At 70.3% G+C, this 14419-nt stretch carries 10 protein-coding genes; 5 read left to right on the forward strand and 5 right to left on the reverse strand.

Annotated features, from left to right (window positions below):
* Positions 1-21: 21 nt before the first annotated feature.
* Positions 22-5538: an ATP-binding protein gene (locus EV137_RS33090; RefSeq protein ID WP_134132089.1), complete on the reverse strand. Its 5517-nt coding sequence runs from the start codon at positions 5536-5538 to the stop codon at positions 22-24.
* A 220-nt stretch (positions 5539-5758) separates the two neighbouring features.
* Between EV137_RS33090 and EV137_RS33095 the strand changes: the two genes are divergently transcribed.
* Positions 5759-7147, forward strand: a complete 1389-nt coding sequence (locus EV137_RS33095; protein WP_134132090.1) for an FAD-binding oxidoreductase — start codon at positions 5759-5761, stop codon at positions 7145-7147.
* Here the strand turns inward: EV137_RS33095 and EV137_RS33100 are convergent.
* Positions 7090-7974, reverse strand: a complete 885-nt coding sequence (locus EV137_RS33100; protein ID WP_134132091.1) for an NAD-dependent epimerase/dehydratase family protein — start codon at positions 7972-7974, stop codon at positions 7090-7092. The two genes, EV137_RS33095 and EV137_RS33100, sit on opposite strands and share 58 nt — an antisense overlap.
* Before the next feature lie 50 nt (positions 7975-8024).
* Here EV137_RS33100 and EV137_RS33105 point away from each other — a divergent pair, with 50 nt between their 5' ends.
* The gene (locus EV137_RS33105) at positions 8025-9182 is read left to right on the forward strand and encodes a pyridoxal phosphate-dependent aminotransferase (RefSeq protein ID WP_134005390.1); all 1158 of its coding nucleotides are present in this window, start codon (positions 8025-8027) and stop codon (positions 9180-9182) included.
* On the opposite strand, the gene EV137_RS33110 is transcribed toward EV137_RS33105, so the two are convergent.
* On the reverse strand, positions 9163-9876 hold the full coding sequence (locus EV137_RS33110) for a hypothetical protein (protein ID WP_202871255.1): 714 nt from the start codon (positions 9874-9876) through the stop codon (positions 9163-9165). The two genes, EV137_RS33105 and EV137_RS33110, sit on opposite strands and share 20 nt — an antisense overlap.
* 67 nt (positions 9877-9943) lie before the next feature.
* On the opposite strand from EV137_RS33110, the gene EV137_RS33115 reads away from it, so the two are divergent.
* On the forward strand, positions 9944-10675 hold the full coding sequence (locus EV137_RS33115) for an alanyl-tRNA editing protein (RefSeq protein WP_134132092.1): 732 nt from the start codon (positions 9944-9946) through the stop codon (positions 10673-10675).
* 12 nt (positions 10676-10687) lie between these two features.
* Here the strand turns inward: EV137_RS33115 and EV137_RS33120 are convergent, their stop codons facing one another.
* Positions 10688-11062, reverse strand: a complete 375-nt coding sequence (locus tag EV137_RS33120) for a DUF5997 family protein (RefSeq protein ID WP_134005396.1) — start codon at positions 11060-11062, stop codon at positions 10688-10690.
* 33 nt (positions 11063-11095) lie between these two features.
* Between EV137_RS33120 and EV137_RS33125 the strand changes: the two genes are divergently transcribed.
* Positions 11096-11767 (forward strand): LysR family substrate-binding domain-containing protein, encoded by a 672-nt coding sequence (locus EV137_RS33125; protein WP_134132093.1) that lies wholly within the window; start codon positions 11096-11098, stop codon positions 11765-11767.
* A 40-nt stretch (positions 11768-11807) separates the two neighbouring features.
* Positions 11808-12323, forward strand: coding sequence for a VOC family protein (locus EV137_RS33130; protein ID WP_133787034.1), 516 nt, complete (start codon positions 11808-11810; stop codon positions 12321-12323).
* Between the two features lie 109 nt (positions 12324-12432).
* Here the strand turns inward: EV137_RS33130 and EV137_RS33135 are convergent, their stop codons facing one another.
* Complete coding sequence (locus EV137_RS33135) at positions 12433-14379, reverse strand: GMC family oxidoreductase (RefSeq protein WP_202871256.1); 1947 nt, start codon at positions 14377-14379, stop codon at positions 12433-12435.
* Between the last annotated feature and the right edge of the window lie 40 nt (positions 14380-14419).

Consider the following 14419-nt stretch of genomic DNA (forward strand, 5'->3'; position numbering starts at 1 on the left):
ACCTCCAGGCTAGTCGAGCGATCAAGCCCCGGGTACCCCGGAATTGATTGCCTCGATCAACTTCGGCCGCAGTTCGCGGGCACTGATCACGGCGTCCACGGACCCGACCTCGCGGGCTCGCTCGATGCTGTGCACCCGGTCGAACTCGGTCGCGACCTCGCCCAGTTTCTCTGCCCGTACGACGGTTCGCACGTCCGCGAGCTCCGTGGCCAGGGCCGCCCGCTCCGCACCGGCGGCCGCGCCGACCCGCTCGGCCAGCGACGCCACCCGCGGATCCGCGGCGGTCCGCGCGTCCACCTCGGCCGCGAACACCACCGCGGCCGCCGGCGCGCCGCCGAGCACCGAGGCGAACGACCCCTCCACCGCGAGCACCGTCATCGACGGGTTCAGCGACTTCGAGAACACCACGAACGCGCCGCCGTGGTACCGCGAGACCACGCAGAACACGATCGGCCCGCGGAAGTTCACGATCGCGCGCCCGATCTCGGCGCCGTACTCGAGCTGCAGGTTCCGCATCGAGTCCGGTGACCCGTCGAACCCGGATAGGTTCGCCAGCACCACCAGCGGCCGGTTCCCGCTGGCCGAGTTGATCGCCCGCGCGACCTTCTTCGACGACCGCGGGAACAGCGTGCCGGCGGTGTACGTGTCCGGCCCGTCGGTGGGCGGGAAGCCGCGCCGCGGCACCGACCGCGACTCGATCCCGACCAGACACACCGGGAACCCGCCGAGCCGCGCGTCCTGCACGACCGCCGTGTCGGCGTCGGCCATCCCGGCCCAGCGCTCCAGCACCGGGTGGTCCTGGTCGGTGACGGCCCGCATCAGCGTGCGGATGTCGAACGCCTTCTTCCGGTCCGGGTTCGTCGTCGCCGAGAAGATCTCGCCGATCGTCTTGAAGTCGCTGCCGGCGACGTCGTGCGGGTACGGCGTGACATCGCGATCCACCGGGTCGGACGTCTGCGCGCGTCGCGGACCCTGCTCCCCCGGTGCGACGTACGTGTGGTCGTAGTGCGTCATCAGCACGTCCCGGGCGCCCTTCAGGTCCGGAGCCCAGTACTGCGCCTGCCCGTTCGGTCCCATCACCCGGTCGTAACCGCCGATGCCGAAGTTGTCCTCGGCCGAAACACTGCCGGAGAAGTCCAGCGTCTGCTTGCCGGTCAGCACCATCGCGCTGTCCGGCGTCATCACCAGGATGCCCTTGGTGTGCATCAGCATCGTCGCCTCGGCGTTCCAGTACGGCTGCGCGCCGACGTTGATCCCCGCGACCACGACGTTGATCTCGCCGCCGGCCTGGGTGAACTCGACGATCCGCTTCAGCGCCTTCGCGACCCAGTCCATGTTCTCGGTGCCGGAGTCCATCGAGATCCGGGCGCCGGCGGACAGCGAGTACCACTCGACCGGCACCCGCAGCTGCTCGGCCAGGTCGAGTGCCGCGATGATCCGCGAGCACTCCGCCTCGGCCACCGCGCCGAGCGCCATGGTCGGGTCGCCGCTCATCGCGACCCGGGTGACGCCCTCGGGGTACCGCGTGGTCGGCGTGGTGACGATGCCGACGATGATGCCGGCCTTGTTCAGGCCCTTCGCTCGCTCCACCGGGACCAGGCGACCGGCGTCGTCGAGGTCGTGCTCGACGAACGAACCGCCCTGGCCGGCGACCATGCCGCTGACCTCGTACGGGTAGATCGTGTTCCGCCGCCGGGACCGCTGCACCTTCTGCGCGTAGTCGTCGAGCGGCAGCAACCGCCCGGTCGGCGGCTGCTCGATCGACGTCACGACGCCGGCGCCGTGCTGGTAGTAGAACCGGGCCGCGACCGGGTTGATCGAGCCGTCCGGCGCGACCACGTCGCCCTGCACCAGGACCTCCTCGATCCCGGCGCCCGCGGTCATCGGGGCGATGTTGCGCTGCAGTGCGGTCACCTCGTCGACCTGGACGTCGACCACCGGCCAGATCTGCACCCAGACGTGGTTCATGTCCAGCTTGGCGCCGGCCGCGCCGCGGGCGGTCCGGGCCCGGCGGATCGCCTCCAGGCAGTTCGAGATCGCGCGCTCCGCGTGCGGCAGCGACGTGACCTGCCCGTCCTCGTCCCGGACGACGACGAACTGCCGCACCTGTGCCAGCGCGACGAGCCGCCGGTCGGCCTCGTTGTCGCGGGCGACGCAGTAGTAGAGGAGCACGTCCTCCGGCGCGTCGAGGCGGGTGATGCGGAAGTCGCGCAGCCGCCACAGGTTCAGGCGACGGCCGACCATCGGGTGCACGCCGCGGACGTTGTCGTCCTCGGTCATCGACCCACCGGCCGGGCGGTACGTGAAGTAGGAGACCGGCCGGCCCTGTCCCGGGGCGACCGCGACCGAGATCCGGCGTACCCGCTGGGCGACCGGAAGGTCGGCGACCATCCGGCGGTACAGGTCCGCGGCGTCCTGCTGCGAGTCGGGCAGGTCCGGGCCGTACAGGTAGAGCTCGACGACGGCCTCGTGGCCCGCCGTACGGGCGTCGATCCGGTCGGTCAGCGCGCGCGACAGGCCGCTGTCCCGGTCCGCCAGTTCGGCGACCGTCCCGACCGTCGTGACGAGGTGGCTCGGGCGGTCGTCGATCGAGTAGTCGGCGGTCGCGAACGGCCGCCCGTCGACGGCGAACTCGCGCAGGTCGTGCAGCTCGTACTCGCGGTAGTGCCGCCGGACGAGCACCTCGAGCATCGGCTCCCGCTCGCCCCAGCCGCCTTCCAGCCGCTCGGCGAGGAACCGGACGATCGGCTCCGGGATCGCGGCCAGCGCGTCGATGCGCCGCTGCCGCTCCGGCGAGTCCGGGAGCGTCGCCAGGTCGGCGACCTCGTCGCCCACGCCCGCGATGATCGACGCGCGCTCGGCGTCGACCTGCGGCTGGTCGAACCACCGGAACCGCACACTCCGGGCCAGGTCACCGACGACCGGGAACCGCAGCTGCGTGGCCAGCACCAGCCGGTCCAGCAGCTCGTGCACGCACTCGTCCAGCGGCGCCTCCGGCAGCGGCTCGGCGATCCACCGCTGCAGCACGGACGTCACCAGCAGTACGTCGGGACTCGAGCGCTGCTGCGCCAGGAAGATCCGGAAGACCGCCTCCTCCAGCTCAGGGCTCCGCTCCAGACCTGTCACCCCGTAGTGGCTCAGCACCCGGGTCAATCGGGCCTGGAACTCGGCCGGCAGGCCACCGCGGTCCGGATCCAGGCTCTGCAGGTACGTGTAGAAGTACTCGCGCGGGCTGTGCACCCGGTTCTCGAGGGTGGTGTCCGTCCCGGCCGGCCGGTTGCGGCTCAGCTCGGCGAAGTCCGCGAACACCGTCAGCAGCTCGATCTCCGGACCGATCGGCGGCCCGGAGCGCTGATGCGCGAGCTCGGACCGCGCGGCGAGGTAGTCGGCCAGCATGCCGCCCTCGTCCTGCGGATCGATGTCGAACCCGAGCAGCATGCTGCGCAGATCGTCCAGCCCGCGCTCCAGCCGCTCGGCCGCGGACTTCTCCCCGGTCCCGTTCGGCAGATCGAGCTGTACGCCGTTCTGCACCGGAGCAGCCTCCACTGCGGCCGCGTCGTCCGCGAGCGGCTCCAGCCGGAGCAGGGGTGCGCCCGTCTCCACCTGGCTGCCGGTCGAGACCAGCAACTCCTTCACGGTCGCCTTGAACGGCGCGTACAGCACCGTCTCCATCTTCATGCTCTCGAGCACCAGCACCGGGGCGCCGGCCTCGACCTCGGCCCCGGTCTGCACCGGCGTCGCCACCACGAGCGCCGGCGCGGGCGAACGCAGTACGCCGCCCTCGTCGCGACTCACGCGGTGCGTGACGCCGTCGACCTCGACCAGGTGCACCGGGCCGTGGGTCGCGGTCACCAGGCGGAACCGCTGCCCACCGACTACCAGCCGGCTCCGGTACTCGTCCAGCCGCTCCAGCTCGGCGTCCACCACCTTGAGGTGGTCGTTGCCGTTGCCGACGCCGACCCGGAACCGCTCCGGACCGATCCGCGCCACCGTCACCCGGTAGCTCGCGCCGCGCAGCTTCAGATCGATCGCGCGACCGACCTCGTGCTGGACCTGCGGGCGACCGCCGTGCGCGGTCTCGTACAACCGGGTGCGCTCGACCTGCTCGGCGTCCTCGTACCCCTCGATCGCGGCCGCGACCAGGGCGATGCCGGAGTGCCGGTGCGAGACCAGCCGGCCCTCACCGCGGACGCGGTCGATCCAGCCGGTGTCGGCGCTGCCGTCGATCACCTCGGGCTGGTCGAGCAGCTCGAGGATGAAGCTCTTGTTGGTGGCGCCGCCCTCGATCAGGACGGTCGTCGCCTGCATCGCACGCCGCAGCCGCGCGAGCGCCTCCTCGCGGGTCCGCCCGTACCCGATGATCTTCGCGATCATCGAGTCGAAGTCCGCCGGGATGCTGTCCCCCGCGCTCACGCCGGTGTCGACCCGGATGCCGGGTCCGGCCGGAAGGTCGAGTACGGCGATCCGCCCGGGCGACGGCGCGAAGTCGCGGTCCGGGTCCTCGGCGTTCAGCCGGGCCTCGACCGCGTGGCCGCTCTCGATCGGCCGCACGCCCTCCAGGCGGCCGCCGGACGCGACGTGCAACTGGGCCTTCACCAGGTCGAACCCGGTGGTCAGCTCGGTGATCGGGTGCTCGACCTGGAGCCGGGTGTTCACCTCGAGGAACGCGAACGACTTCTCCCCCGGGTGGTACAGGAACTCGACCGTCGCGGCGCCCCGGTACCCGACCGCGATCGCCAGCCGCTCGGCCGACGCCTTCAGGTCGTCGACCTGGGACGCGGACAGCAGCGGCGACGCGGACTCCTCGATCACCTTCTGGTTGCGGCGCTGCACCGAGCAGTCCCGGACGCCGAGCGCCCACGCCGTACCTTCGCCGTCCGCGATCACCTGGACCTCGACGTGCCGCGCACCGGTGACGAGCCGTTCGAGGAACACGACACCGCTGCCGAACGCACGGGCCGCCTCGTCACTGGTCCGCGCGTACGCGTCGGAGAGCTCGTCGGCGGAGCGCACCACCCGGATGCCGCGGCCACCGCCGCCGGCCGTTGCCTTGAGCATCAACGGGTACCCGATCCGCTCGGCCGCCGCGAGCGCCGCGTCCAGCGACTCGACCGCTCCACGGCTCCACGGCGCGACCGGTACGCCGACCTCCTCGGCGATCAGCTTCGAGCCGATCTTGTCGCCGAGCTTGCGCATCGCGTCGGCCGACGGGCCGATGAAGGTCACGCCGATCCGGTCGCACAGCTCCGCGAACGCCGGGTCCTCGGCGACGAATCCCCAGCCGACCCAGGCGGCGTCCGCCCCGGTCTCGCGGAGCGCGCGCTCCAGGACCTTCAGGTCCAGGTACGGCCGGGCCGACGCCGGCCCGAGCGGGTACGTGATGTCCGCCGCCCGCACGAAGGTCGCCGTCCGCTCGCCGTCGGTGAACAAGGCCACGGTCTCGATCGGGTCACCGCCTTCGGCGTTGACTTCGCGGACCGCGTTGATCAGCCGCATCGCGGCTTCACCCCGGTTCACTATTGCGATACGCTTGAACATCGACCGCCTCCGTGTCTCACCCTGAGTTGCGCGGACAGACCTCTCCCCTGGATCGCAGGAGACAGGTGTCGCTGGCACAGGTTTTCAGCCCATCGCCGTTACCGTCGAGTCGGCCCCCCTCCTAGGCGTGTTTCCAGCCCTGCTACCACCCCCGCCGACACCCGGCTGTGGCCCTGACCCCAGGGTGTGGAAACCTCCAGGGCAGGGCTTCTGGGAGGGGATGAAGAACGTGACCGACGCGTTGATCGACCGGCTGCGGGGCGAGGTCGCCGGACCGGTGCTGGCACCGGGTGACAAGGGGTACGACGAGGAGCTGTCCGGGTTCAACCTGGCGGTGACCCACACGCCGGACGTCGTGGTCGGGCTGATGTCCGAGGCCGACGCCGTCGCGGTGGTCCGCGCCGCGGCCGAGACCGGTACGCCGGTCCGCGTGCTGGCGACCGGCCACGGCATCCCGAACCCGATGCGGGGCGGGATCGTGGTGACCACCCGGCGGATGACCGGCGTGACCGTGGACGCAGAGGAGCAGGTCGCGCACATCGCGGCGGGCACCCAGTGGGCCGAGGTCATCGCAGCGGCCGCGCCGTACGGGCTGGCACCGATCACCGGCGCGTCCGACGCCGTCGGCTGCATCGGGTACACGCTCGGCGGCGGCCTCGGTCCGCTCGCCCGGACGTACGGCTTCTCGTCCGACTGGGCACGTGAGTTCCGGGTCGTGACGGCAGCCGGTGAAGTGGTGACCGCGAACGAGACCGAGCACCCGGACCTGTTCTGGGCGTTGCGCGGCGGCAAGGGCGGCTTCGGCATCGTCACCGCGATGGACTTCGGGCTGGTCGAGCTGCGCACGCTGTACGGCGGTTCGGTGTTCTTCGACGCGGAGCACATCGCGTCCGCGCTGACCACCTGGGCCGAGTGGACGAACGCGCTGCCGGAGAGCGCGAACTCGTCGGTCGTGATCCTGCGGCTGCCGCCGCTCGAGTTCATCCCCGAACCGCTGCGCGGCAAGACGGTGCTGAGCGTGCGTTTCGCGTACGTCGGTGACGCGGCCGACGGCAAGCGGCTCTTCCAGCCGATCCGCGACGCCGCTCCGGCGCTGATCGACGCCGTCGGCGAGATGCCGGCGACCGACATCGCGCTGATCCACAACGACCCGAAGGACCCGACGCCGTCGTGGGACCGCGGGCTGATGCTCGCCGAGCTGGACGCCGAGTTCATCGCCACGTTCCTGGACGTGGCCGGCCCGGAGCAGCAGCTCCCGCTGGTCGCGGTCGAGCTCCGGCACCTCGGCGGCGCGACGGAACGCGACGTCCCCGAGGGCAGCGCGGTCGGCGGGCGGAGTGGGGCGTGCACGCTGACGCTGATCGGCGTACCGGACCCGAGCCTGTTCGAAAAGGTGCTCCCGGCAACGGTCGACGGGATCCTCGGGCGGCTCGAGCCGTGGGTGTCCGAGGAGACCACGGTGAACTTCGCCGGCGGGTTCGCACTGCCGGGGTCGTACGAGAAGTCGTGGCCGGCGGACACGTTCGCGCGGCTGGCCGACGTACGGTCGACCTACGACCCTGACACGCTGTTCCCGTTCGGACCCCGCCAGGAGAACTCGGGTTCGTAACCGAGCAGGCGGCGCGCCTTCTCGATCGACAGCAACGTCTCGTTCGGGCCGAACGGGCGCTTCACTGCTACGCCGGGGAACACTTCGGCGAGAAGTTCCTCGTTCGGCCGGGACATCACCGTGTCGGCGTTCGCGACGATGAACACGTCCGTCCCGGTCACGCCGTACTCGAGCGCCTTGCGGACGGCCTGTGCGCCGTCGCGGGCGTCGATGTAGCCCCAGAGGTTCCACTTGCGGGCCTGGGCGTCCGCGTCGAACGCTGGGAACCGCGCGTAGTCCTCCGGGTACATCACGTTGGAGAAGCGCAGCCCGATCAGCTTCAGGTCCGGATGCCACCGGCACAGCTGCCGGGCCAGCTCCTCCTCGAGCGTCTTGACCAGCGAATACGTGCTGTTCGGCCGCGGCGGATAATCCTCGTCCACCGGAACGTACGGCGGGAACTCGTCGAACGGCAGGCCCAGCACGGTCTCGCTCGACGCCCACACGATGTTGCGGACGCCGGCTCGCAGCGCCGCCGAGAACACGTTGTACGTCACGGTCATGTTGTTCTGGAACGTCGCCGCGTTCGGCCGCAGGCCCGGCGCCGGGATCGCGGCGAGGTGCACGACCGCGTCGACACCGTCGTGCCGGTCGTCGATCCCGGCGATCGCCTCGTAGGTCTGGCCGAAATCGGTCAGATCCAGCCGCGTCGACGTCACGTCGGCGCGCGCCGGTGCGGCCTGGTCGAGTGCGACCACGTCCCAACCGTGGTCCGCCAGGTGATCGACGACCGCCCTGCCGAGCTTGCCGCTGCTTCCGGTGACTGCAACCCGCCTCGCTTCGTTCACCACGCGATCATCGCACTAGGGTGTGAGAAGCCACGGCGGAAGGACACATCGTGAAACTTGCTGGCCGGATGGATCGGCTGGGAACCGAGTCTGCGTTCGAGGTTCTCGCGAAAGCGAAGGCCCTGGAGGCACGGGGTCGCGAGATCGTGCACCTCGAGATCGGCGAACCGGACTTCGACACGCCGCCGCACGTGATCGCCGCCGCGCAGCAGGCCCTGGACAAGGGGTTCACCCACTACGTGCCGGCGCCCGGTATCCCCGAGCTGCGGACCGCGGTCGCGGACTTCCTGGAGCGCACCGGCCGGCTGCGCACGACGCCCGACCGGGTGCTGATCACGCCCGGCGCGAAGCCGATCATGTTCTTCACGATCCTGGCGCTCTGCGAGGAGGGCGACGAGGTCCTCTATCCGGACCCCGGGTTCCCGATGTACGCCTCGATCGCGTCCTTCGCCGGCGCGACGCCGGTGCCGGTGCCGCTGCGCGAGGAGAACGGCTTCGTCATCGACCCCGAGGAACTGCGGTCGCTGGTGACGGACCGGACCAAGCTGCTGATCCTCAACTCCCCGCACAACCCGTGCGGCAGCGCGTCGACGCCCGAACAGCTGCAGGCGATCGCCGAGATCGCGATCGAGCACGACCTCGTCGTCCTGAGCGACGAGGTCTACTGGGCGCTGCGGTACGACGGTGAGCACCACAGCGTGCTCGACGTCGACGGAATGGCTTCCCGGACCGTCCTTCTCGACGGCTGGTCGAAGACGTTCGCGATGACGGGCTGGCGACTGGGCTTCGGCGTGTTCCCGGAGCCGCTGGTGGAGCCGGTGACGCGGCTGATGATCAACTCGGTGTCGTGTACGTCGGCGTTCAGCCAGCACGCCGCGATCGCAGCCCTCGAAGGGCCGTGGGACGACGTCGACCGGATGCTCGAGGCGTTCCGCGAACGACGCGAGGTGATCGTCTCCGGGCTCAACGCCGTACCGGGTGTGTCGTGTGTGGAACCGGGAGGAGCGTTCTACGCGTTCCCGAACATCAGCGAGCTCGGCGTGTCGGCGGCGACCCTGTCGGACAGGTTGCTCGACGAGGCCGGAGTCGCGTGCCTGCCCGGTACGTCGTTCGGCATCTACGGCGAGAACCACCTGCGTTTCTCGTACGCCAACTCGGTCGAAAACATCCGCAAGGCCCTCGACGCCTTCACGACTCTTGTGCGCTGACCACCACCAACCAGTCAGCGCTGACCACCCGGTACCCGAGCCCGTACAGCCCGCGCAGGATCCCCGGAACATGCCGGGCGCCGTACACGACCGCGACCTCGATGTCCTCGTCGCCACGCTCCCGGACGACCTCGGCGACCGCTGCGACGGCTCGGCCGTCGCGGCGGTCGAGCAACAGGTCGAGGAAGTCGTCCCACTGCTCACTGCGCAACTCGTCCTGCGCCGTCGGGAGATCGTTGACCTCGATGTCGGGTGACAGCAGCGTGCGCCGCCCGGCGAAGAACTGGCCGATCGACACCACCGGAACCGAGGCCCAGGTCAGCGCCCGGACCTTCCACGACAACTTCTGAAAACCCTCCTGGAACTCCTCCCCCGAGAGGTCCGGGGCGACGAGCGGTACGCCGAGGTCGCCGTACGGAATGTCGTCCTCGACCAGCCCGGACTCCTCGTTCACCGGCATCACCCGGTACGTCGCCGTCAGCCCGTCGGCCGCCGCCGACTCACCCTGGATTCCTTCGACGACGAGCAGGTCGCACTCGCGCAGGCGGGACTCGACCGCGCGGAAGAACTGGGGTTCCGCCACGTGCAGCATCGGGAAGATCACGATGGCCGGGCCACCGCCGCGCCTGGTCAGCCGCAGTACGGCGGACCTGGTCCCCACGATGCTGTTCTCGATGATCTGTATGGTCTCCACCCCCTCCTGACAGTGTCGGGTCGGGCGGGGTCAGCCATGTGGCGCCGTGTGACACAGTGGGCTGATCATGAGCAACCAGCACGGGCATACACATCGGCTCGACCTCGACGACGCCTCGGTCCGCGAGTGGGACGCGACGGTCGTCGGCGTGGATCCGGAGCGCGGGATCGTGCTCGACCGATCCGCGTTCTACCCCGGTGGCGGCGGGCAGCCGCCGGATCAGGGTGTGCTGCTGTGGGGCGGCGTACGGACGCGGATCATTGGGACGACCAAGGGTGACGACCTGTACCTGGTGCCGCACGAGGAGGACCCGGTGCCGGCGGCCGGGACCGCGGTGCGCGGGGCGCTCGACGACGAGCGGCGTACTCAGCTGATGCGGACGCACTCCGGGCTGCATGTGCTGACCGGAGTGGTGTTCCGCGACTTCGGAGCCCTCGTCACGGGCGGGAACATGGAACCGTTGTCGGCGCGGATGGACTTCGATCTGGCCGACGTACCGCCCGACTTCAAGGACCGGGTCGCGGAGGCGGTCAACGCGGAGATCCGCACCGACCGGAGGATCACGACCAGCTTTCTCCTGCGCGAGGAGGCGTTCGCGATCCCGGACATCATCCGGACGGCGACGAACCTGCTGCCGCCCGATATCGAGATCGTCCGGATCGTCGACATCGCCGGCCTCGACACCCAGGCCGACGGCGGCACGCACGTCGCTTCGACCGCGCTGATCGGCCGCATGGAGGTCGTCAAGATGGAGAGCAAAGGCAGAGGCTTCCGCCGTCTCCGCGTCCGGATCACCTGACGGCGGCCGGAGTTACGGGCGCGGCTTCTTCTTCAGCTCCGCCTCTTGCCGCCGGACCTCCGCCAGCGTCGCACGTTCGTGCTGCAGCCAGTCCGGGTTCTCGTCCCGGATGGCCTCGATGTCGTCCGTGGTCAGCGCCTCGGTGATCCCGGCCCGGGCCAGCCCACTGATCGAGACGCCGAGCCTGGCCGCCACCACCGACCGCGGGTGCGGCCCGGTACGCCGGAGCTCCCGCAACCACTCGGGCGGGTCGGCCTGCAGCGCGTTCAGTTCGTCCCGCGACACGACACCCTCCTGGAACTCCGCAGGCGTGGCCGGGAGGTACACGTCCAGCTTCTTCGCCGCCGTGGCAGGCTTCATGGTCTGGGGTGTCTTGCGCGCCGTCATGGCAGCAGCGTAACGCCCGGTAACCTCAGAGCCGTGACCGGATTCCGGCTGGGCTACGTCCCCGGCGTGACACCCGCCAAATGGGTTCGGATCTGGACGGAGCGACTCCCCCGCGTCCCGCTCGAACTCGTCCAGGTCTCCGCCGCCGAAGCCCCCGATCTGGTACGCCGGGGTGACGCCGACTCCGTCCTCCTGCGCCTCCCGATCGACCGCACCGGACTGCACGCCATCCCGCTGTACGTCGAGCAGACGGTCGTCGTGGTGCCCAAGGACCACCTGATCACCGCGGCCGAGGAGGTCACCGTCGACGACCTCGCCGACGAGCTGATGCTGCACCCGCAGGACGACGTACTCGACTGGGACCGCCCACCCGGCCGGCTGATCGACGAGCGCCCGGCCCGCACCGGCGACGCGATCGAGCTGGTTGCCATGGGCACCGGGCTGCTGGTGGTCCCGCAGTCGCTGGCCCGGCTGCACCACCGCAAGGACCTGACCTACCGCCCGCTGACCGGCGTACCGGAGTCGCAGGTCGCGCTCAGCTGGCCGGAGGACGAGACCAGCGAACTGGTCGAGCACTTCATCGGCATCGTCCGCGGCCGGACCGCGAACAGCACCCGCGGGCCCGCCACGCCCCAACGGCAGAAGAAGCCCGCCGCCCAGCCGTCCAAGCCGGCCCGGCCGAAGAAATCCCGTCGCCGGCGCTAGCCACTGGAAATAAGTTGAGTCTTCAACTAACATCATCGGTATGGCGATCTTCCGGTTGAACCACGCGGTCCTGTATGTGCGCGACGTCGCGGCGAGCGTCGCGTTCTACCGAGACGTCCTCGGCTTCGGCTACACCGAGACCGGCGACGCCATCCCCGGCGCGGCGTTCCTCCGGGCGCCCGGGTCGAGCAACGACCACGACCTGGGCCTGTTCCAGATCGGGTCGCAGGCCGGACCGTCGGGCGCCGGGCGGACGACGGTCGGCCTCTACCACCTGGCCTGGGAGGTCGACACCCTCGGCGACCTCGAGGATCTGGCGGGCAAGCTCAGCGAGCACGACGCCCTGGTCGGCGCCTCCGACCACGGGACCACGAAGTCCCTGTACGGCAAGGACCCCGACGGCCTCGAGTTCGAGATCGTCTGGATCATCCCCGCCGATCTCCTCACCGACGAGGACCGCAACAAGACCGGCATCTCCCGCCTCAACCTTCCCGCCGAAATCACGAAGTACGGTCGCGAGGCCCGCAGCGGAGTCGGCATCTCCCGCGTCGGCTGATCTGGGGCGCTAACGACAGGAGGTGTCCGGCGATCGGGGTCAGCTCTCGGCCGGCTCACGCGGGCAACGGCGTCTACGTATAGGACTACGTCCTGTCGTTACGGCAGTTTCAGCCGCGGGTGATCTGTTCTGCGATCCGTAGTGCGCCGGCCAGGACTGTGAGGACTGGGTTGACGCCTCCGTTGGTGACGTGGACGGAGGCGTCGGTGATCCACAGGTTGTCGTGGCCCCAGATCCGGCCGTGGGGATCGGTGACCGATCGGGCCGGGTCGTCGCCCATCCTGCAGGTCCCCGCCTGATGCTGCCCGGTGCTGGCGGACCCCGCCGTGCCGACCTCGCCGACGGACGTCCGGACCGCACCCGCTTCCTCGAGCCAGGCCTTCGCCTTGGCACTCATGAACTGATGGGCGCGGAGGTCCTCGGGATGGATCGACCCACTCGTCACCACCACCGGATTACCGAACCGGTCGACGACGGACGGATCGACGCGGACGCGGGAGTCCGCCGACGTGACCTCCTGGATCGGGCCGACGACCCGGAGCATCCGCCGTATCTCACGCCGCATCGCCTGCACGCTCTCCGCACCGGCCCGCGGGATCAGCCCGGCGCCGGTCAGATAGTCGTACACCGCGGCAGGCGTCGGCACGAACTCGTTGGCGAGCATGCCACCGCCGACGATCCCGTCGTTCCCGTGCCGGAAGTCGCAGGTCGCGATCGAGACACCGGGCCCGACAAGATCGACCACCTCGTCCTCGAACAGCCCGACCGCTCCGGCGTACACATGCGCCTGCAGATGCCGGCCGACCTGATCCTGGTTGTTGCCGATCCCGTGCGGCTCGCCGTCGTGAGCGCTGTTCAAGAGCAACCGTGGTGTTTCCGAAGCACCCGCCGCGACCACCACCTCTTCACACCAAACGGTCCGACGCCAGATCCCGCCGTACCCGTCGCTCGCGACCAGCGCGACGCCGACGACCCGGCCGGTCGCGTCGGTGACGAGTCGCTCGGCCGTCGTCTCGGTGACCAGCGTGCAGTTCCCGGTCGCGAGCGCTGCGGGCAGCGCGGTGTTGTGCGTTCCGGCCTTAGCTTCCACCGGGCAGGCGAACCCGACGCACAGACCGCACCGAACGCATCCGGAGCGCCCTTGGTAGTCGACCGAGTTGATCAGCAGCGGTACGTCGAGAGTCCCCCACCCGAGCCGCTCGGCGGCTCCCGCCAGCAGATCAGCCGGCCCGGTCCTGGGCAACGGCGGCATCGGCAGCGGGATGGACCGCGGCCCGTGCCACGGGTCCACGCCACCGCCACTCACCCCGAACCGTTGCTCCGCCAACGAGTAGTAGGGCTCCAACTCGTCGTAGGAAATCGGCCAATCGGCCAGCGCACTTCCCTCCGGTACGCCGTACGTCGTGGCCATCCGGAAGTCCTGCGGCACGAACCGCCATGCCTGCGCGCCGTACACCCGCGTGCCGCCGCCGACCGTGAACGCGTTGTTCCCCCACCCACCGTCCGGCGGCAGCACCTCGCTTCGCACACCGTCCACCACTGACACCCGTGGCCGCCCCGCCGGGTCGGGATCCGTCAGCGCCGGCAGACCCGCCACGGACCGCGGATTCCGCAGGTGATCGCGCGCCAACGACTCCGTCGACGGGTAGCTGCCCAGCTCGACGACCAGCACCGACCGTCCTGACTCCGCCAGCACCTGAGCGGCCGCACCCCCACCGGCGCCCGAGCCGACCACCACAACGTCGTACCGCTCCCCCAGCTCGTCCCGAGGCGTCACCCGCAACTCGGTCTGCACCGGCGCAAACTCCACGCTCCGCCACCCGACCGTCTCCCAGGTCGCCGGCTCCGCGTAGTACCCCTGCGCAATCAGCCGCACCAGCCAGGGCCGATCTGCGCCAGCCTCGTCGGCCAGCGCACGCTCGACCCGCCCGACCCAGTCCGGCCGATCCTCCGTCAGCACACGCTCGACAAAACCAGCCGCCGCCCATCCCTCCCCCGGCAGCACGAACTCCGCCAACCGCTCCAACTCACTCCGCTGCTCCTCAGACAAGCGCACGCGCAAAATCCTTGCACGCGCCACCGCCGCCCGCAGCTTT

Source organism: Kribbella pratensis (assembly GCF_004366075.1).
Taxonomy (GTDB): Bacteria; Actinomycetota; Actinomycetes; order Propionibacteriales; family Kribbellaceae; genus Kribbella; species Kribbella pratensis.

Bases quoted from the DNA above. Each gene is read 5' to 3' on its own strand.
- EV137_RS33090 (WP_134132089.1), bottom strand. From the start codon at position 5,538: ATGTTCAAGCGTATCGCAATAGTGAACCGGGGTGAAGCCGCGATGCGG.
- EV137_RS33095 (WP_134132090.1), top strand. From the start codon at position 5,759: ATGAAGAACGTGACCGACGCGTTGATCGACCGGCTGCGGGGCGAGGTC.
- EV137_RS33115 (WP_134132092.1), top strand. From the start codon at position 9,944: ATGAGCAACCAGCACGGGCATACACATCGGCTCGACCTCGACGACGCC.
- EV137_RS33120 (WP_134005396.1), bottom strand. From the start codon at position 11,062: ATGACGGCGCGCAAGACACCCCAGACCATGAAGCCTGCCACGGCGGCG.
- EV137_RS33130 (WP_133787034.1), top strand. From the start codon at position 11,808: ATGGCGATCTTCCGGTTGAACCACGCGGTCCTGTATGTGCGCGACGTC.